Here is a 19,810-nt window from a genome sequence, read left to right as displayed (position 1 = left end):
TTTTTACGTACAAAAGCAATTATTTTTGCACCACAACTAAATACAACTACACATGACAATTTTACTATTGGGATCAGGCGGAAGAGAACATGCTTTTGCGTGGAAAATGATTCAGAGTCCGCTTTGCGAAAAACTTTTTGTTGCACCAGGAAATGCAGGAACAGCAGCAATTGCTACAAACGTTGCAATGTCTCCAACAGATTTTGATGCCATAAAAGCATTTGTAATTCAGGAAAATGTAAAAATGGTGGTCGTAGGGCCAGAAGATCCTTTGGTAAAAGGAATTTACGATTATTTTAAAAACGACGAAAGTTTACAGCATATTCCGGTTATCGGACCATCAAAATTAGGGGCTCAACTTGAAGGAAGTAAAGAGTTTGCCAAAGAATTTTTGATGAAACACAATATTCCAACAGCAGCTTATGACAGTTTTACTGCCCAAACAGTTGAAAAAGGGTGTGATTTCTTAGAAACATTACAACCTCCGTACGTTTTAAAAGCAGACGGTTTAGCGGCTGGAAAAGGAGTTTTGATTATTCAGGATCTTGAAGAAGCTAAAACCGAACTAAGAAACATGCTGGTTCACGAAAAATTTGGAGCAGCCAGTTCAAAAGTAGTGATCGAAGAATTCCTTGACGGAATAGAATTAAGCTGTTTTGTTTTAACTGACGGAAAAAGCTATAAAATTTTGCCAACAGCAAAAGATTACAAACGTATTGGCGAAGGAGACACAGGATTAAATACAGGTGGAATGGGAGCAGTTTCTCCGGTTCCTTATGTTGATGCTGTTTTGATGGAAAAAATCGAAACCCGTATTGTAAAACCAACAATTGAAGGTTTTCAGAAAGATGGAATCGAGTATAAAGGATTTGTATTTATTGGTTTGATCAATGTAAAAAACGAACCTATTGTTATTGAATACAACGTGAGAATGGGAGATCCTGAAACGGAAGTTGTAGTACCAAGATTAAAATCTGATTTGGTTGAATTGTTCCAGTCTGTGGCAGATCAAAAATTAGATACTTTCGAATTAGAAGTTGATCCAAGAAGTGCCACTACAATTATGGTAGTTTCCGGAGGATATCCTGAAGATTTTGAAAAAGGAAAAATAATTACAGGATTAGAAAATATTACAGATTCTATAGTTTTTCACGCAGGAACAAAATTAGAGGGCAATAATGTCGTTAGTAATGGAGGGCGTGTATTGACTGTAACATCTTATGGAGACGATTTTCAACAGGCCATAAAAAAATCTTACCAAAATATAGATAAACTAAATTTTGATAAGATGTATTTTAGAAAAGATATTGGCTTCGACTTACTTTAAAAAAGAGTGAGCTGTAGTATCTTGATTTTCTGTTCCGGCGTCATCAAAAATGCGTAATTGTTTAATCCAGTAAACGATTGCGCATGCGCAGATGATCATAAAAATCCAGTTAATAGTATTCGCACCAAACCATGTAATAAGTTCTAAGTGACGTAAAAAGTCAAGTGGAGCAAATAAAATGTTAACGAATAAGTATTGTATTCCTTCAAAAAAAGCTGTCATAATTTATAAAATTATATGTTATTTATTGTTTTTAACGCGTTGAAGACAAAATTCAATAGAGAATCTTTTTCAACTTGTTGGTTTTCCTTTTTAAACAAGTATTATATTTACAATCACAAAAGTATAAAATATCCTTATGATAACAAGTGTTTTTAAAAAATCTACGCCATTAAATTATTCATTGGTCGTAATTTTGATACTGGTTTTCTTTTTTATTTTTCAAATTAAAGATCCATCATGGGTGAGTTCTTATTTTTTGGCGTTCCAGAAAGTGAGTTTACTGCTCTTTATTTTGGCCTCTTTTTTCCTGATTAATTTTATTGTAAAAAAGAACGGGCTCAGTAAAGACAACGGTTACGCGATATTTTTCTATTTATTGTTTATATTATTCTTCCCTACGATTTTCAATAATGCAAATGTTATATATGCCAACTTTTTTGTACTGTTGGCACTTCGAAGATTAATTTCGCTACAATCCTTAAAATCGTCTAAAGAAAAAATATTCGATGCCTCTTTTTGGATTTTAATAGCTGCTTTATTTCAATTTTGGTGCATTCTTTTCCTGATATTGGTATTTATATCAATTGTTTTTCATGCTTCGAGAGATTACAGAAACTGGGTCCTGCCTTTTGTAGCACTTTTGGCGGTATCGATACTCTTTTTATTAATAGCATTAATCTTTCATATTGATATCATTGAATTTTTTCAGAAACGAGCCGTTATTGATTTTAATATTACTTATTTCAAAAATAATTATGAGAATGGAGCACTTTCAATCTACGTTGCAGTAGCTTTGTTTTTTATAGTTTCAATGTTAACGACATTATCAAACAGACCCCAAATCGTACACTCTTCGTACAAAAAAGTTGTAGCCTGTTTTTTTATTGCGGCCATTGTCTATATAGTTTCGCCAGATAAAAGCAATGATTTATTGTTGTTTAGCATCGCTCCTTTAACCATCATGGCGGCAAGTCATGTTGAATACATGCAGCAAAAACTCAACAACGAAATTGTTTTTTATGTATTGATTTTGTGTAGTTTATTTACGTTTTTCTCTCAATTATAATTTACTTCCGTAAGCAAGATCACCTGCATCTCCAAGACCGGGAACAATGTAGTTTTTCCCGTTTAATTTCTCGTCTAAAGAAGCAACCCATAAATGGCAGTTTTCAGGAAGGCTTTTTTCAAGATGTGCAATTCCTTCCGGTGCGGCAATAACCACTACAATATGAATCTCTTTTGGAGTTGCATTTTGAATTAGTTTTTCATGAACAGCCACAATAGACTGACCGGTAGCCAACATTGGATCAAGTAACAAAACCGTTTTATCATTGATATTTGAAACGGCCTGATATTCAACCCTAATTTCAAATTCATCATCGTTATTTGGATGATATCTGCAAGCTGAAACAAAGCTGTTTTCAGCATGATCAAAGTAATTCAGAAAACCATTATGAAGCGGTAATCCGGCTCTTAAAATCGAACATAAAACCAAATCACTCTCGATTTCTGTGGTCTTTTTAATACCAAGCGGAGTTTGAATTTCGACATTTTTATAAGCAAGATCTTTGCTTAGTTCATACGCCATAATTTCGCCAATCCGCTCTATATTTCTTCTAAAACGCATACTATCATTCTGAACGTTAATATTTCTAATTTGACTTAAAAAGTGATTTAATACACTATTATTTTCAGAGATATAATGGATTTTCATAATAAAATTTTAGAATTATCAATGGGTTACAGTACGATAACGAAAAATTCATCGTTTTATTCGCACGATAAAAGTATAAAAAGTATCTTTGTAACTCTAACAAATAAAGACATGTTTTCAAAATTAGCATATTCTGTTTTCGAACAAAGCATCAAAGATTATCATCAATTTGATAATGTTGATCAACCTGTAAACAATCCTTATCCAAAGGATAAATTCGAGCATTTATTATATTTAAAAAACTGGATTGATACCGTTCAATGGCATTTTGAAGATATTATCCGTGATCCGCAAATTGATCCGGTAGCAGCTCTTACTTTAAAAAGAAGAATCGATGCCTCAAATCAGGAACGTACAGATATGGTAGAATATATCGATAGCTACTTTTTGCAAAAATACAGCGATGTAAAAGTAAAAGATGGTGCAAAAATCAATTCTGAGAGTCCAGCCTGGGCTTTTGACAGATTGTCAATTTTAGCGCTTAAAATTTATCACATGAATGAAGAAGCTACTCGTGCAGAAGCTTCGCAGGAACACAGAGATAAATGTCAGGAAAAATTAAACATTCTTTTAGAACAAAGAAGTGACTTATCAACAGCGATTGATGATTTATTGACTGACATCGAAAATGGAGATAAATTCATGAAAGTGTACAAACAAATGAAGATGTACAATGACGATGAATTGAATCCTGTTTTATACCAAAACAAAAAATAATTGGCAGAATTGTCCAATAAAATTAAGCATATAGCCGTCATGAGACTTTCTGCAATGGGAGATGTCGCCATGACGGTTCCTGTTTTACGTGCTTTTGTAAAACAGTATCCAGAGGTAAAAATCACCGTAATTTCGCGTCCGTTTTTTAAACCCTTTTTTGACGGAATCCCCAATCTTGACTTTTTTGCTTTTGATGAAAAAGAAGGTCATAAAGGTTTTGCAGGGCTTTTGAGATTGTTCAGCGATGTAAAAAAACTCAAAATTGATGCTTTTGCAGATCTTCATAATGTTTTAAGATCTAAAATCGTGAGTTTACTTTTCGCTTTAAGCGGGAAAAAAAGAGCAACAGTTGACAAAGGAAGAGAAGGTAAAAAGGAACTGACAAGATCAGAAAACAAGATATTCAAACAACTGCCAACCATGTTCGAAAGACATGCAGCGGTGTTCGAAGAACTTGGTTTTCCTTTAGATTTATCAAATCCTACTTTTCCTGAAAAGGCAAAATTAAGCCCGGATATTTTAGAAATTATTGGGGATAAAAACCAAAAATTGATCGGAATTGCACCTTTTGCACAATACGATTCTAAAGTGTATCCGAAGGATTTAATGCAGGAAGTTATTACAAAACTAGCGGAGAATAAAGCATATAAGATATTACTTTTTGGTGGAGGAAAGAAAGAAATCGAAATTCTGGATTCACTTTCAAAACCATTTGAAAACGTAATCAATATGGCTGGAAAAATAAAGTTTCAGCAAGAATTACAGTTAATAAGTAATCTCGATGTCATGCTTTCTATGGATTCCGGAAACGCACATATTGCAGCAATGTTAGGCGTGAAAGTGCTGACTTTATGGGGGGCAACCCATCCTTATGCAGGATTTTTGCCATTCAATCAAAGTTTAGAAAATGCGTTGACTTCAGACAGAAATCAATATCCAAAATTACCAACATCAGTGTACGGAAACAAAATCGTAGAAGGTTATGAAGACGTGATGAGAAGTATTTCGCCAGAAAAAGTAGTTACCAGTATTCAGTCACAATTATTGTAGAAAATTCCAAATTTTATTGCATTGAAAATCCGTATCATCTTTGTAAAAGTTTCAAAATAAGGGATGTAAGGAACTTACTATAGTCTTTTATATTAATCAATATTCGAAGATTAAATATTAAATTAACAGAGAATTACATTATAATAATTTAGTCCCTACGGGACATTTTTTGTCCTTGTTTTGTGTTTTTCTACCAACATGTAACTCCTAAAGGAGTATTGTTTTGTTTTTATATCAAATATTTAACTGTTAGAGTATATCTCTTAGAGATTATATCTTGGTAGAAATAAATAACCACGTAGTAAATTTGTCCCGTAAGGACTACATATAATGTTATTTGTTTTTTTTATACAGTATTTTATTAATGAAGGGGTTTAATTTCTTGGTTATAAGTGAATTGTATAATTAATCTTGTGCATCTCAAACTTTATTAAAATTTCAATTATAAAGATGGAATTTTTTAATTTAGGAATTGTGATTACACATCAATCAAAGTTTAGAGAAGATCTCTACTGAGAACCACAAGGATTAATCCCAAAATCTGTGGAGCCATCAAATATTTTTTTATTTTTGAAATTCAGACTTTTTAATTCAAATGGCTTTATATTTGAGCCTTTAGAAAATTGATATTCATTATGGAACAGAAAATACATCAGGGAAAAAACGTAAAACGTTTTAGAGAAATGCTTGGCATCAAACAAGAAGCATTGGCTTTTGATCTGGGAAATGACTGGAACCAGAATAAAATTTCTATGCTGGAGCAAAAAGATATAATTGAAGATAATTTGCTTAAACAAATCTCAAATGCATTGAAAATTCCTGTTGAGGCTTTTCAGAACTTTGATGAGGAACAAGCGGTAAATATTATATCTAATACGTTTAATATTGAAAAAGATGCTTATATAGGAAACGCTAAGCCTGTATTCAACATCAATCCATTGGACGAATTAAAAAAACTTCATGAAGAAAAGATTGCATTGTATGAAAGGATGTTAAAGGAGAAAGATGAAATGATGGCAAGGCTCGAAAAATTAATCAATAAATAATTTCGAGGATTCCAATAGTTTGTCATGTCGAGGAACGAGATTTGGGAAAAAATGTAATTTTAAATTAAAAACTCCAATAAAAAAATTCCAAATTTCAACTTTTACAATTGGGATTTGGAATTTTTTTATTTTTGAAATTCAGACTTTTTAATTCAAATGGCTTTATATTTGAGCCTTCAGAAAATAGATATTCATTATGGAACAGAAAATACATCAGGGAAGAAACGTAAAACGTTTTAGAGAAATGCTTGGCATCAAACAAGAAGCATTGGCTTTTGATTTGGGAAATGAATGGAATCAAAAGAAAATTTCTATGCTGGAGCAAAAAGATATAATTGAGGATAATTTGCTAAAACAAATCTCAAACGTATTGAGAATTCCTGTTGAAGCTTTTCAGAATTTTGACGAGGAACAAGCGGTAAATTTTATTTCGAATAAATTTGACAACGGTGCAGTTGGTTATCAAAAGAATGATAATTGTACATTTAATGCAATTGATAAAATTATACAATTATACGATGAAAAGATTGCATTGTATGAAAGGATGTTAAAGGAGAAAGATGAAATGATGGAAAGGCTCGAAAAATTAATCAATAAATAATTTCGAGGATCCCAATAGTTTGTCATGTCGAGGAACGAGATTTGGGAAAAAATGTAATTTTAAATTAAAAACTCCAATAAAAAAAATTCCAAATTCCAACTTTTACAATTGGGATTTGGAATTTTTTTATTTTTAAAATTCAGACTTTTTAATTCAAATGGCTTTATATTTGAGCTTTCAGAAAATAGATATTCATTATGGAACAGAAAATACATCAGGGAAGAAACGTAAGACGTTTTAGAGAAATGCTTGGCATCAAACAAGAAGCATTGGCTTTTGATCTGGGAAATGACTGGAACCAGAATAAAATTTCTATGCTGGAGCAAAAAGATGTAATTGAGGATAATTTGCTTAAACAAATCTCAAATGCGTTGAAAATTCCGGTGGAAGCTTTTCAGAATTTTGATGAGGAGCAGGCGGTAAATATTATTGCTAATACTTTTCATGAAGGAGCAGTTGCTAATAATTCTGGATATATTAATTGTACTTTTAATCCGATTGATAAAATTGTACAAATACATGAAGAAAAAATCGCATTATACGAGCGTATGTTGAAGGAGAAAGATGAAATGATGGAAAGGCTCGAAAAATTAATCAACAAATAATTTCGGAGTAATCTGACTAGTTTGTCATTTCGAGCAACGAGAAATCTCAACAAGCAGCTCGGCATTTTAGGAAAAATACTTTGTGCTAATTTCTTGTGGAGATTTCTCGTTCCCCGGGAGAACCAGGATAGTGGTTGTTTTATGTAAAAACTTGACATTAATCTTTGATTCATTCTCACAAATCAAGAAAAAGATATCCCATTGCTTTCTTTTTGTTTCTGTCCACTACAATTTCAACAAAATGATTTTCTTTTTCAGTGGCAAGTAAAATGTGTTCAAAATCTTCGGTTGAATTTCTGTAAACTTTATGTACCAATTCAGATTCTTTAACTTTTTTTGATAAAATTTTAGCTGCTTTTAATTCACTTATATAAGGCCAAATATTAAAAAAACTATCGTTAGATGGTATTTCTTTCATTCCCTCACTCATTGAAGAAGGATACTTTTCTGCTGAAAGTAATTTAGGGGCTTTTTTGTTTCTTCTTTTTTTAATTATAAAGTAGATACAAAAGAAAGACATTATTACAAAAAGTAGAATAAAAGAGAGGCGGAGGTAATGATGCATTGCCATAATATTTAAATTTTAGGTTGACAATCAGAAATAGCTTTACAAATCTATCTTAAAGTAAAAAAGAATGATCAGCTTTAGTAAAGTACTAATATACTAAAAATCAAGTATGTTTTTTGAAAAATCCACAAAAACTTATATGTTTGTTTACGCATTACTCAACTGTGTTTTTTAATTTCAAATTCCAAGTCAAAAGCTAGTCTGCGCATTTTGTCATTCCTCATTCATCAGGTTGGCAATAATTGTGGCTATTTTGTGTGAAATAACGTAATTAAACAAAAAAAAATCCAAATTCCAATTGTAAGTTTGGAATTTGGATTTTAAATATTTTGAAATTTTAACGTCTATACATCATCATAATCTACATAAATAGACTCAGATGTTGGATGCGCCTGGCAAGTTAAAATTAAACCTGAAGCAATTTCTTTATCTGTTAAAATCGAATTTTTCGTCATTTCGGCACTTCCAGAAGTTACACGAGCGAGACAGCTACTGCAAATTCCGCCCTGGCAAGAATACGGAGCGTCGATTCCTTGTTTTAAAGCGGCATCTAATATGGTTTGTTTTTGAGACATCTCGAACGAAACTTCGTCATCATCTACTAAAACGGTGATTTTTGTATGTCCTTCTAATGAAGTTTTTATTTCATGCTCTTGAGAGGAAGAAGTAAAAAGTTCAAACTTAATCGCTGATTCTTTTACGTTTTTTTCTTTCAAAACATTCGAAACAGTATTGATCATTTCTTCTGGTCCGCACAAGAAAAATTTATCAAATTGCAATTCTTTGTGCTTGTTGTTCAAAACAAAATTTACTGAAGATTTTTCGATTCTTCCAAACAAAGCATTTTCAGCTTTAGCCTGACTAAAGACATAATGCACGAAAAAACGACCTACATATTGCAATTGCAAATCATGTAATTCCTGGTAAAAAATAGTTTCTTCAGGAGTTCTATTTCCGTAAACCAATACAAATGAACTTTTTGGTTCACTTTTTAATACTGATTTTATAATTGAAAGAACCGGTGTAATTCCGCTTCCGGCCACAAACGCAGCATAGTTTTTTTGTCTTTCAGCATCTGGTTCAAAAGTAAATACTCCTTCCGGATGACCAACTTCAAGAACATCACCGGCTTTAAGTCTCGTGTTTGCAAACTGAGAGAATAAACCGTTTTTTACTGCTTTTACTGCAATTCTTAATTCGCCGCTTTCTGGTGCAGAACAAATAGAGTAAGCACGACGAATTTCTTGATTATCAAGAGTTAATTTTAAATTTATGTATTGTCCGGCTATAAATTTATAGTCAGGTTTTAGTTCTTCGGGAACATTAAAAAGTACAGAAACCGCATCTTTTGTTTCGCGTTTTACCTCTTTAATTATAAGTTTTAAGAATGAAGGCATGATTGTATATTTTATGCAAAAGTAGCAAACGGAGATTAAATGACAGGCACGAAAATATTATTTTTAACTTTTTTTGTAACGTTTAGTTACATTTGATCTCTTACTACAAAACTGAAAACCAAATAACCATGATTAAAAAGTTTATTTATCTCGAATGGAAGGCCTTTACAAGATCTGCATCCTTTGGTGCTAATGTGGCCATGAAAATTTTAATTGGTTTTTTGATGGTCTATTTCTCGGTACTTTTTATCGGGATGGGCGTTGGGGCATTTTATGTATTACGAAAAATGAATCTCGAACCCTTATCGACTATCAATCAATTTCTAATTTACTATTTTTTGTTCGACCTTGTAGTCCGCTTGTTAATGCAGGCAATTCCGGTATTGAATATCAAACCACTATTGGTTTTACCTTTCAAAAAACCAACTATTGTTCATTTCTCATTAGGCAAAACAGCTTTATCTTTTTTTAATTGGGTGCATGCCCTTTTCTTCATTCCTTTTTCGATTGTGCTAGCCATGGAAGGTTACGATATTACCGGAATTATTTTTTGGCTTTTAGCGGCATTTTCATTAATATACATCAACAATTTTCTGAATATTATTTTAAGTAATATCGATAAATTGTTTGTTGTTTTTATCGCAATTATTATGGCTTTGGGAGCAGCGCAATATTATAAAATATTTGATATTACGACTTTTACAACGCCTGTTTTTCAGGGGTTTTATGCCACAAAGGGACTGCTTATAATTCCAATTTTGGTATTGGCCGGATTGTATTTATTTACCTTTAAGTATTTCAAAAACAACTTGTTTCTGGATGCCGGACTTTCTAAAAAAGAAGATATTGCTACAACCGAAAATCTTTCCTGGCTGAATCAGTTTGGAACATTAGGAACCTTTCTAAAAAACGATATCAAATTGATTAAAAGAAATAAAAGATCAAAAACAACCATATTTATGAGTGTTTTCTTTTTGTTCTACGGTTTCATCTTTTTCGGAAACACAAGTCAGCCAGAGGTAATGCATATTTTTGCCGGAATCTTTGTTTCGGGAGGATTTTTATTCGTCTTTGGTCAGTTTGTACCAAGCTGGGATAGTTCGTATTATCAATTAATGATGACACAAAATATTCCGTATCGCGGTTATATTACTGCAAAATGGTGGCTAATTGTTATTGGTACTATTATTTCAACCATAATTGCTTCCTTTTATCTTTTTTTCGGATGGGTAATTTATTTAACCATTGTTATTGGAGCCATTTATAATATTGGTGTAAACTCGCACTTAGTACTTCTGGGAGGAGCATTTACAAAAACTCCTATCGATTTAAGTTCGGCCGGCGGTGCTTTTGGAGATAAAAAAGCTTTTAATGCCAGTGCCATGTTATTGACTTTACCAAAATTACTATTACCATTAGGACTTTATGCCATTGGTCTTTATTTAGGAAACAAAACCATCGGATTAGCATTAGTTGCCGGTGCAGGAGTTTTAGGTTTTATCTTAAAAGACAAGGTGTTTTCATTAATCGAAAAAAGATATAAAATCGAGAAATACAGTACAATAAGCGCTTATAAACAAAAGAACTAAATTAGAAAATGCACCAATTTGATAATGAAATAATTTATCAGACAGAATCGAATATTAAAAAACATGCTGGAGATTTTTTAATCTAAAATCAGCAATCTAAAATCTAAACTCATCATGATACAAGTAAATCAACTTTCAAAAAAATATAACGAAACAACAGTTTTAAACATTAATAATCTTGAAATTCCAAAAGGACAAAGTTTTGGGTTGGTAGGAAATAACGGAGCGGGAAAAACAACTTTTTTCAGTTTGTTATTAGATTTAATTCAGCCTTCAACAGGACATATCACAAGTAATAGTATTCAGGTAAATACCAGCGAAAACTGGAAATCTTTTACAGGATCTTTTTTAGATGAGAGTTTCCTGATTGGGTATTTAACTCCTGAGGAATATTTTTATTTTATTGGCGATTTACGTCATCAGAATAAAGCCGACATCGATGCTTTACTGGCAGAACACGAAGAATTTTTTAATGGAGAAATCCTGAACAACAAAAAGTATTTAAGAGACTTATCTAAAGGAAATCAAAAGAAAGTGGGTATAATTGCCACACTTATCGGAAATCCTCAAGTGGTTATTTTAGATGAGCCTTTTGCTAATTTAGATCCCACAACGGTAAGCCGATTAAAAAAAATAATAAAAGATCTGGCTGATAATCCAAATGTTACAGTGTTGGTTTCCAGTCATGATTTACAGCATACGGTTGAGGTTTGCGATAGAATTGTAGCTCTTAACAAAGGCGAAGTCGTAAAAGATATTCAAACTTCAAAAGAAACCTTACAAGAACTGGAATTGTTTTTTGCTGTTTAAATTTCTATATTTCAAAAAGAAGCGTATTTTTACAAGTCATTATACTAAAAATCCTTTTTAGAAGTTAATTGATTTAAACTCTTTTCTATTGAAAAAGAATACTCTTAAATATAGTTTTTTTCTCGTTTTTTTATTTCTTTTGATAGCCTGTTCTACCAAGAAAAATACTTTTTTGGCCAGAAATTCGCACGCTTTAAGTACAAAATATAACATTTTGTACAATGGCGGCATTGGTCTTGATAAAGGACTAAAATCCATTCAGGCCAATAATCAGGATAATTTCTGGAAAATGCTGCCGATAGAAAAAATGCAAATCGACGAAAATTATTCGGAAGGTGAAAAAGCTAAAAATGCTGATTTTGAAAAGGCAGAAACAAAAGCCACAAAAGCCATTCAGAAACACTCCATGAATATTGGAGGAAGAGAGCGAAATTCACAAATTGACGAAGCGTATTTAATGCTTGGTAAAGCAAGATATTACGATCAGCGTTTTATTCCGGCTTTAGAAGCATTCAATTATATTTTATATAAATATCCGAATAGCAGTAATATTTATACCGCAAAAATCTGGCGCGAAAAAACCAATATGCGTTTAGGAAACGATGCTATTGCTTTAAAAAACATTAAACTGTTATTAAAAAACACAGATTTAAATAAACAGACTTTTTCTGATGCCAATGCTTTACTGGCAGAAGCATTTTTAAATATTGAAGAAAAAGATAGCGCTATTGCAAAACTTAAAATTGCTGAGAAATTTACAAGAATAAATGAAGACAGGGCCAGATACCGTTTCATTCTTGGTCAGATGTATCAGGAAGCCGGAAAAAAAGACAGTGCCAATTATTTCTATGACGGCGTTATTGACATGAATCGAAAAGCCGATCGAAAATACATGATGCACGCTTATGCAAAAAAGGCACAGATGTTTGACTATGAAAATGGTAACCAGGATTTATTTTTAGAAGTATATAATAAATTGGTTGCTGATCGCGAAAACAGGCCATATTATGATATCCTTTTTTACGAAATGGGAGTATTTTTTGACAAAACCGAAGAACAGGAAGATGCTTTTATTTTCTACAATAAATCATTGTCAAGAAAATCTAAAGACCCTTATTTAGTAGCATCTACCTATCGTAATATAGGAAACATGTATTTTAAAAATACTAATTATACAATGGCTGCCAAGTATTATGACAGTACATTGGTAAAATTAGATCCTAAAACGAGAGAGTTTGCTTTTATCCAAAAAAACAGAAAAAATTTAGATAACGTAATTAAATACGAAGCAATCGTAAAACGTAACGACAGTATCATTAAAGTATACGGTTTACCACCAGCCGACAGAAAAAGTTATTTTGAAGATTATATCGCTGAGCTTAAAAAGAAAGACGAGGCAAAACGTGTTTTAGAAGAAAAAGAAAAAGAACGATTAGCCAATATAGATCGTAATACAAATGCCAGTAGTGCGCCAACAGCTGTCAATCCTAATGCAATTGGAAAAAGTGATCCGGGTGTAGGAGCATTTAATCCGCCATCAGGAAATGAAACGGCCAGTGCGAGTACCTTTTATTTTTATAATCCAACAACAGTTGCTTACGGAAAACTTCAGTTTAAGAAAATGTGGGGCAACAGAACCGTAGCGGGTAACTGGAGACTTGCGGGAATAAAATCTGCCAATAATGCTGCAATGACCAATGACAGTATAATGAATAGTGAGGATGCCGCAAATGCACTAAAAGATTCTGTAGTGGTTGAAAAATATACAACAGCTTTTTATGAAAAACAGCTTCCAACTACGCAAACTGCAATGGACAGTATTGGTAAAGAGCGCAATTTTGCCTATTATCAACTAGGACTTATTTATAAAGAGAAATTTAAAGAATACACTTTAGCAAGTGATAAGCTTGAGCAGTTATTAAAAAACAATCCCGAAGAAAAGCTGATTTTGCCATCAATGTATAATTTGTATAAAATTTATCAGATTACCAATCCGGCCAGAGCAGAAAGAATAAAGTCTGACATTACAGCCAACTATCCAACTTCGAGATACGCACAAATTTTAAACAATACCAATTCAGAAGATTTAGCGTCACCGGATAAAGAGTATCAAAAATGGTATAAATTATATCAGGAAGAACAGTTTGATACCGTCCTGGATAATATCGATAATTTGATCAATCAATATTCAGGTGATGAAATTGTTTCTAAGTATGAATTGCTAAAAGCAAATACTTTGGCAAAAGTAAATGGTTTAGCAGCATATAAAAAAGCATTAGAGTCTGTTGCCGATAATTATCCAAACAGTGAGGAAGGTAAAAATGCCCGGGAGATTTTAGAGAATCAAATCCCTGGTTTAGAAAAACTTGATTTTACGGCAGTTGATAGTAAAAACTGGAAAATTTTATACCTGGTTTCCAATAACGATACTAAAACCCGCAAAAAAATTGAGGAAGCAATCAGAGTATTTTTGTTAGTTGAAAATTATGAGAGATTAACAACTTCTTTTGATAAATACAACAGAACAGAAAGTTTTGTAGTCGTTCATGGTTTAAAATCAGAGGCTTATGCCCAGGATGTTTCAGGAGTTTTTAGAGATGATAAAAAATATAAAATATCAAATCCACCTATTATCATATCGAGTGATAATTACAAATTGATTCAAATTAAAAAGAATCTCGAAACCTACTTAGCCCCAAAAACCCCATAATCATGTTTGATAAAGTCAAAAAAAACGGAACAGAACTTTTAGGAAAAACAAATAGAATAGTTGAAGGAACCTCCATTATAGGAGATATTGTATCAAAAGCCGATTTTAGATTGGATGGCGAATTAATTGGTAACTTTACTTCGCAGGGAAAACTAGTTATAGGAGCATCAGGAGTTGTAAAAGGCGAGATTGTTTGCAATAACGCTGATATTGAAGGAGAGTTTCAGGGAAAAATTAAAGTTTTAGAAATCCTTAATATAAAAGCTTCCGCACAAATTCATGGCGAAGTAGCTGTTGGAAAACTGTCTATTGAACCAGGAGCTGATTTTACAGCTACCTGTACCATGTTAACCAATAATACCAGAGAAGTAACTTTAAAAGATGGAAAAGGAACCGAATAAAAATCAAAGAAATAAATGGATAGCCCTCATTAATATTCCCATTCAAATGGGGGTTATTATTTTCTTGTTTTCTTATTTAGGAAACTGGTTAGACGAAAATCATCCCAGTCCCAAAGTTTACTATAATAAAATCTTAGTGATGATAGGTGTTTTCCTGGCTTTATATAATGTATTTCGTCAGGTTAACGAAATCAACAAAACAAAGTAATTTATCTTTTAAAATAGCGTTGAATAAATGTTGCATCTTTGCATAAAAATTATTCAAATGCTTTTTAAAAATTACAAAACCATTCTACATTTATTCTTACTGGCATTACTATCCTATATAATTCATAAAGGAGTTTTTTTGGTTTTTGAAATTCAGGACCAAAATTTTCATTACACTATAGAATCGTTGTATCTCATTTTTTTTGCATTTGCAACGGTTCTTTTTATGATACTATTAAAGTTTAAAACAAGTCATTTTGATAATATCGGAATGCTTTTTATGGGCGGAACTTTTATTCAAATGTTTTTTTTATATTTTGTTTTGAGACCTGTTTTGGTGGATAAGTTTCAGAACATGGCGATAGAAAAAATGAATTTTTTTATAACATTTATTTTATTTTTGTTATTTGAAACGCTTTTAACTATCCGATTATTAAATGAAAAGCGTTAAAATAGGGATTCTGTAAAACAAGGTTCAAAAATAATTTTTCATATCCTTTTGAATATTAATAAAAAATGTACCTTTGCACCAAATTTTAGAAACGTAAAAAAAATAAGATTTTTAACAGATATGGTGATTTCAAACAAACCACTCAGATTTATTCTTGTAGCTTTAGTAGCTTGTCTTCCGGTAATAAGCTTTGCTAATTCAGAAAAAGACGCCGCAAATACTCAAACTGAAGTAGCCCACGAAGCTGTTTCAGAAGGTCAACATGCAGAGCCGACAGATTTAAAGTCTAAAATTAAGGCTTTCGCAAATCATCACGTTTTAGATTCTCATGATTTTACTTTCACTCAGGATGATGAGACAGGAAAGTATTATGGTTTTCCATTACCAGTTATTATCTGGGATAATGGTTTGCATATTTTTTCTTCAGCAAAATTCAATCATGGTCATGCTGTAGCAGAATCAAATGGAAACTATTATGCGATTAATCATCATGATGGTAAAATTTACAGAACAGATGCCAGCGGAAAAATTACTGAAGATGAAAAAACAGGACATCCAACAAATGTACGTCCATTAGATTTTTCAATTACGAAAACAGTAGTTTCTATTTTCGCAGCTGCATTATTAATGTTCTGGCTGTTTTCAAGCTTAGCAAAATCGTATGCTAAAAATGGAGGAATTGCTTCAGGAGTAGGAAGGATTTTCGAACCTCTTGTCGTTTACATCCGTGACGAAGTTGCGATTCCAAATATTGGAGAGAAACATTATAAGAAATACATGAGTTATTTATTGACGATCTTTTTCTTTGTATTGTTTTTAAATCTTTTCGGATTAACGCCGCTGGGAATTAATGCTACTGGTAATTTAACAATTACATTTTCTTTAGCAATACTTACTTTCTTAATTACAAACCTTACTGCAAATAAAAATTACTGGGGTCACATTTTCTGGATGCCGGGAGTGCCAAAACCAATGCGTATTATTTTGGCTCCAATTGAATTGCTGGGAGTTTTCATCAAACCGTTTTCATTAATGATTCGTTTGTATGCAAATATCTTTGCAGGTCACATTGTTTTAATGAGTATCATCGGATTAATGTTTATCTTTAAAAGCTGGATTGGAAGCAGTTTATCTTTTGGATTGTCATTTGTACTTTCGATCTTAGAAATTTTAGTTGCATTTTTACAAGCCTATATTTTTACAATGCTGTCTGCACTTTATTTTGGATCAGCAGTAGAAGAGCATCATCACGAAGAAGAAGCTCATCATTAAATACCAGATTTTAGATCTCAGATTTTAAGTTATTATAATGCAAAATCTAAATTCAAAAAATCGATAATAAATTGAATGTTTAATTTTTAATATATATACATATGAACGGTTTAAATTTCATAGGAGCAGGATTAATCGTAATCGGAGCTGCATTAGGTATTGGTAGAATTGGTGGTTCAGCAATGGACGCTATTGCTCGTCAGCCAGAAGCTTCAGGAAAAATCCAAACAGCTATGCTTATCGCAGCTGCACTTATTGAAGGTATTGGTTTCGCTGCGTTATTCGCTGCTTAATTAAAACACAAAAACAATAGTTGCAACGGTTGGTTGTAACTATTGTTTTAAAATTAAAACATTAAAATTGCTTTAAGAAAGGCAATTTAAAAAGACATAATTTAAAATTTATAATTATATATAATGGATAAGTTAATAAATCAGTTTGAGTTCGGTTTGTTCTTCTGGCAAATAATCATTTTTGTTGGATTGATCCTTTTGTTGAAAAAATTCGCCTGGAAACCAATTCTTGATGCAGTAAATGATAGAGAGCAGGGTATTAAAGATGCTTTACTTTCTGCTGAAAATGCAAGACAGGAAATGCAAAATCTACAAGCTGATAATCAAAGAATTTTGAACGAAGCCCGTGCAGAGCGTGACGCAATGCTTAAAGAAGCTCGTGAATTGAAAGAGAAAATGATTGCTGATTCTAAAAACGAAGCACAGGCACAAGGTCAAAAAATGATCGAGCAGGCTAAAGCGGCTATCGAAAGTGAAAAAAATGCTGCTATGGCAGAATTGAAATTACAGGTTTCAACTTTATCATTAAGCATCGCTGAAAAAATATTGAAAGAAGAATTATCTAACAAAGAATCTCAGACTAAATTAGTAGAGAAAATGTTAGGTGACGTAAAGCTAAACTAAGATTATGGCAAGTACAAGAGCAGCAATTCGTTATGCAAAAGCAATTTTGGACTTAGCAAACTCTAAAGGTGTTGCAGAAGTTGTTAATAACGATATGAAGTCGATTGCCTCAGCAATTCAGACCAATGAAGAATTGAGTACGTTTATCCAAAACCCAACTACAAAAGGTGAAGTGAAAGAAAGTGCTCTTTTAGAAGTTTTCGCAAATGTAAATGGTATTACTAAAGGTTTATTTCATTTATTATTTGAAAACAAAAGATTTGAAATTCTGGAAGCAATTGCAATACAATATAGCCATGTTTTTGATGAAAGCAATGGAATTGAAGTAGCAAAAGTTACAACAGCAATTCCTATGGATGCAGATTTGGAAGCTAAAGTTTTAGCGAAAATTGCAACTTTATCAGATAAAAAAATCACAATAGAAAATATAGTAGATCCATCAATTATTGGAGGATTTATTTTAAGAATTGGTGACAAGCAATATAATGCTTCAGTTGCAAACAGATTACAAGTATTAAAAAGAGAGTTAAGTAATTAGTTTTATTACACATAAAAGTGTCTAAATTATAAATTAAGATGGCGGAAATCAAACCTGCTGAAATTTCAGCAATATTAAGAAAGCAAGTAGAAGGTTTTGAATCTGGTGCTACGCTAGAGGAAGTAGGAACGGTACTTCAAGTTGGAGATGGTATTGCTCGTATTTACGGGCTATCTAATGTACAATATGGTGAGTTAGTTGAATTTGATAACGGACTTGAAGCTATTGTATTGAACCTTGAAGAAGATAATGTTGGTGTGGTACTTTTAGGACCATCAACTGGTATCAAAGAAGGATCAACAGCAAAAAGAACACAACGTATTGCTTCTCTTAAAGTAGGTGAGCAAATGGTAGGACGTGTAGTAAACACTCTTGGTTTTCCAATTGATGGAAAAGGGCCAATTGGTGGAGACTTATATGAAATGCCATTAGAAAGAAAAGCACCTGGTGTTATCTTCCGTCAGCCAGTTACTGAACCATTACAAACAGGAGTAAAAGCAGTTGATGCTATGATCCCGGTTGGTCGTGGACAACGTGAGCTTGTAATTGGTGACCGTCAAACAGGTAAATCAACTGTTTGTCTGGATACCATCTTAAATCAAAAAGAATTTTACGATGCAGGAAAACCTGTATTCTGTATATATGTTGCAATTGGGCAAAAAGCTTCAACTGTAGCAGGAATTGCTAAAATGTTAGAAGAAAAAGGGGCAATGGCTTATACCGTTATTGTGGCAGCTAATGCTTCTGACCCTGCTCCAATGCAAGTTTATGCTCCTTTCGCAGGTGCTGCAATTGGAGAATATTTTAGAGATTCAGGTCGTCCTGCACTTATTGTGTATGATGATTTATCTAAACAAGCTGTGGCTTACCGTGAGGTTTCTCTTTTATTAAGAAGACCACCGGGACGTGAGGCTTATCCTGGAGACGTTTTCTACTTACACTCTCGTTTATTAGAGCGTGCTTGTAAAGTGATTGCTGATGACGGTATCGCTAAAAACATGAACGACTTACCAGATTCTATCAAGTCTATCGTAAAAGGAGGTGGTTCATTAACTGCTTTGCCAATTATCGAGACTCAGGCTGGTGACGTTTCTGCGTATATTCCAACAAACGTAATTTCGATTACAGACGGTCAGATTTTCCTTGATGGAGATTTGTTCAACTCTGGAGTTCGTCCGGCAATTAACGTAGGTATTTCTGTATCTCGTGTTGGAGGTAATGCTCAGATTAAATCAATGAAAAAAGTTTCAGGAACTTTAAAATTAGACCAGGCTCAATTCCGTGAATTAGAAGCTTTCGCTAAATTTGGTTCTGACTTAGATTCTGTTACTTTAAACGTAATTGAAAAAGGAAAAAGAAACGTTGAGATCCTGAAACAAGGTTTGAACGATCCTTATACAGTAGAAAATCAGGTAGCTATTATTTACGCTGGTTCTAAAAACTTATTAAGAAACGTTCCTGTAAATAAAGTAAAAGAATTTGAAGCAGATTTCTTAGCTTACTTAAACAGTAAACATAAAGATACGCTTAACGCTTTGAAAGCTGGTAAATTAGATGACAACATTACTGATGTAATCGAAAAAGCAGCAAAAGAAATTTCAGCAAAATATATCTAATTAGATAATTCGTAAACTAGATAATTAGAAGATTCTCAAAGGATTTTCTAGT

22 protein-coding genes are annotated in these 19,810 nt (G+C 32.5%); 18 read left to right on the top strand and 4 right to left on the bottom strand.

Annotation, left to right across the window (positions count from 1 at the left end):
• The first annotated feature begins 52 nt into the window (after window positions 1-52).
• On the top strand, window positions 53-1,327 hold the full coding sequence (gene purD, locus ACHRWY_RS10115) for a phosphoribosylamine--glycine ligase (RefSeq protein ID WP_395354274.1): 1,275 nt from the start codon (window positions 53-55) through the stop codon (window positions 1,325-1,327).
• Here purD and ACHRWY_RS10110 read toward each other — a convergent pair.
• Window positions 1,319-1,549, bottom strand: coding sequence for a hypothetical protein (locus tag ACHRWY_RS10110; protein ID WP_041519835.1), 231 nt, complete (start codon window positions 1,547-1,549; stop codon window positions 1,319-1,321). The genes purD and ACHRWY_RS10110 overlap by 9 nt on opposite strands.
• A gap of 136 nt (window positions 1,550-1,685) precedes the next feature.
• Between ACHRWY_RS10110 and ACHRWY_RS10105 the strand changes: the two genes are divergently transcribed.
• Window positions 1,686-2,615, top strand: a complete 930-nt coding sequence (locus tag ACHRWY_RS10105) for a DUF6427 family protein (RefSeq protein ID WP_395354272.1) — start codon at window positions 1,686-1,688, stop codon at window positions 2,613-2,615.
• Here the strand turns inward: ACHRWY_RS10105 and upp are convergent.
• Window positions 2,610-3,263, bottom strand: coding sequence for a uracil phosphoribosyltransferase (gene upp, locus ACHRWY_RS10100; RefSeq protein WP_395354270.1), 654 nt, complete (start codon window positions 3,261-3,263; stop codon window positions 2,610-2,612). The two genes, ACHRWY_RS10105 and upp, sit on opposite strands and share 6 nt — an antisense overlap.
• Before the next feature lie 111 nt (window positions 3,264-3,374).
• On the opposite strand from upp, the gene ACHRWY_RS10095 reads away from it, so the two are divergent.
• The 5 genes from ACHRWY_RS10095 to ACHRWY_RS10075 all read left to right on the top strand — a co-directional run bounded on the left by ACHRWY_RS10095 (window position 3,375) and on the right by ACHRWY_RS10075 (window position 7,282).
• A complete protein-coding gene (locus ACHRWY_RS10095; protein WP_395354268.1) occupies window positions 3,375-3,980 on the top strand; it encodes a DUF4254 domain-containing protein in 606 nt (201 codons plus the stop codon).
• 39 nt (window positions 3,981-4,019) lie between these two features.
• A complete protein-coding gene (locus tag ACHRWY_RS10090) occupies window positions 4,020-5,030 on the top strand; it encodes a glycosyltransferase family 9 protein (RefSeq protein WP_395354622.1) in 1,011 nt (336 codons plus the stop codon).
• Window positions 5,031-5,665: 635 nt separating this feature from the next.
• Window positions 5,666-6,076, top strand: coding sequence for a helix-turn-helix domain-containing protein (locus ACHRWY_RS10085; RefSeq protein WP_395354266.1), 411 nt, complete (start codon window positions 5,666-5,668; stop codon window positions 6,074-6,076).
• A gap of 196 nt (window positions 6,077-6,272) precedes the next feature.
• Entirely contained in the window at window positions 6,273-6,677 is a 405-nt protein-coding gene (locus tag ACHRWY_RS10080; protein ID WP_395354264.1) for a helix-turn-helix domain-containing protein, read from the top strand.
• A gap of 197 nt (window positions 6,678-6,874) precedes the next feature.
• Complete coding sequence (locus ACHRWY_RS10075) at window positions 6,875-7,282, top strand: helix-turn-helix domain-containing protein (protein ID WP_395354262.1); 408 nt, start codon at window positions 6,875-6,877, stop codon at window positions 7,280-7,282.
• Window positions 7,283-7,457: 175 nt separating this feature from the next.
• Here ACHRWY_RS10075 and ACHRWY_RS10070 read toward each other — a convergent pair whose 3' ends face one another.
• Together ACHRWY_RS10070 and ACHRWY_RS10065 are read right to left on the bottom strand one after the other, a co-directional pair.
• Complete coding sequence (locus ACHRWY_RS10070; RefSeq protein ID WP_395354261.1) at window positions 7,458-7,853, bottom strand: hypothetical protein; 396 nt, start codon at window positions 7,851-7,853, stop codon at window positions 7,458-7,460.
• Between the two features lie 341 nt (window positions 7,854-8,194).
• A complete protein-coding gene (locus ACHRWY_RS10065) occupies window positions 8,195-9,247 on the bottom strand; it encodes a 2Fe-2S iron-sulfur cluster-binding protein (protein WP_395354259.1) in 1,053 nt (350 codons plus the stop codon).
• 128 nt (window positions 9,248-9,375) lie between these two features.
• Here ACHRWY_RS10065 and ACHRWY_RS10060 point away from each other — a divergent pair, with 128 nt between their 5' ends.
• The 11 genes from ACHRWY_RS10060 (at window position 9,376) to atpA (ending at window position 19,758) form a co-directional block, all read left to right on the top strand.
• Window positions 9,376-10,836, top strand: a complete 1,461-nt coding sequence (locus tag ACHRWY_RS10060) for a DUF5687 family protein (protein ID WP_395354258.1) — start codon at window positions 9,376-9,378, stop codon at window positions 10,834-10,836.
• Between the two features lie 114 nt (window positions 10,837-10,950).
• Entirely contained in the window at window positions 10,951-11,646 is a 696-nt protein-coding gene (locus ACHRWY_RS10055) for an ABC transporter ATP-binding protein (protein ID WP_395354256.1), read from the top strand.
• Between the two features lie 88 nt (window positions 11,647-11,734).
• Window positions 11,735-14,356 (top strand): tetratricopeptide repeat protein, encoded by a 2,622-nt coding sequence (locus ACHRWY_RS10050; protein ID WP_395354254.1) that lies wholly within the window; start codon window positions 11,735-11,737, stop codon window positions 14,354-14,356.
• A gap of 2 nt (window positions 14,357-14,358) precedes the next feature.
• Window positions 14,359-14,757 (top strand): polymer-forming cytoskeletal protein, encoded by a 399-nt coding sequence (locus ACHRWY_RS10045; protein ID WP_395354253.1) that lies wholly within the window; start codon window positions 14,359-14,361, stop codon window positions 14,755-14,757.
• Window positions 14,738-14,965 (top strand): AtpZ/AtpI family protein, encoded by a 228-nt coding sequence (locus ACHRWY_RS10040; RefSeq protein ID WP_395354251.1) that lies wholly within the window; start codon window positions 14,738-14,740, stop codon window positions 14,963-14,965. Before ACHRWY_RS10045 ends, ACHRWY_RS10040 begins: the two co-directional genes overlap by 20 nt.
• Before the next feature lie 57 nt (window positions 14,966-15,022).
• On the top strand, window positions 15,023-15,415 hold the full coding sequence (locus tag ACHRWY_RS10035) for a hypothetical protein (protein ID WP_395354250.1): 393 nt from the start codon (window positions 15,023-15,025) through the stop codon (window positions 15,413-15,415).
• A gap of 120 nt (window positions 15,416-15,535) precedes the next feature.
• Window positions 15,536-16,687 carry a F0F1 ATP synthase subunit A gene (gene atpB, locus ACHRWY_RS10030; protein WP_395354249.1) on the top strand — a complete coding sequence of 384 codons (1,152 nt, stop codon included), beginning with the start codon at window positions 15,536-15,538 and terminating at the stop codon, window positions 16,685-16,687.
• Between the two features lie 101 nt (window positions 16,688-16,788).
• Window positions 16,789-16,980, top strand: coding sequence for an ATP synthase F0 subunit C (atpE, locus tag ACHRWY_RS10025; RefSeq protein WP_053472986.1), 192 nt, complete (start codon window positions 16,789-16,791; stop codon window positions 16,978-16,980).
• A gap of 123 nt (window positions 16,981-17,103) precedes the next feature.
• Window positions 17,104-17,604: a F0F1 ATP synthase subunit B gene (locus ACHRWY_RS10020; protein ID WP_395354247.1), complete on the top strand. Its 501-nt coding sequence runs from the start codon at window positions 17,104-17,106 to the stop codon at window positions 17,602-17,604.
• Window positions 17,605-17,608: 4 nt separating this feature from the next.
• Window positions 17,609-18,142: an ATP synthase F1 subunit delta gene (gene atpH / locus ACHRWY_RS10015; RefSeq protein ID WP_395354246.1), complete on the top strand. Its 534-nt coding sequence runs from the start codon at window positions 17,609-17,611 to the stop codon at window positions 18,140-18,142.
• A gap of 38 nt (window positions 18,143-18,180) precedes the next feature.
• Complete coding sequence (atpA, locus tag ACHRWY_RS10010) at window positions 18,181-19,758, top strand: F0F1 ATP synthase subunit alpha (protein WP_127338104.1); 1,578 nt, start codon at window positions 18,181-18,183, stop codon at window positions 19,756-19,758.
• Window positions 19,759-19,810 lie beyond the last annotated feature (52 nt).

It is taken from the genome of Flavobacterium sp. FlaQc-48 (assembly GCF_044007335.1).
GTDB lineage: Bacteria > Bacteroidota > Bacteroidia > Flavobacteriales > Flavobacteriaceae > Flavobacterium.
The sequence above is the reverse complement of the archived record's forward strand: the minus strand, read 5'-3'. Positions and strand labels throughout refer to the sequence as shown.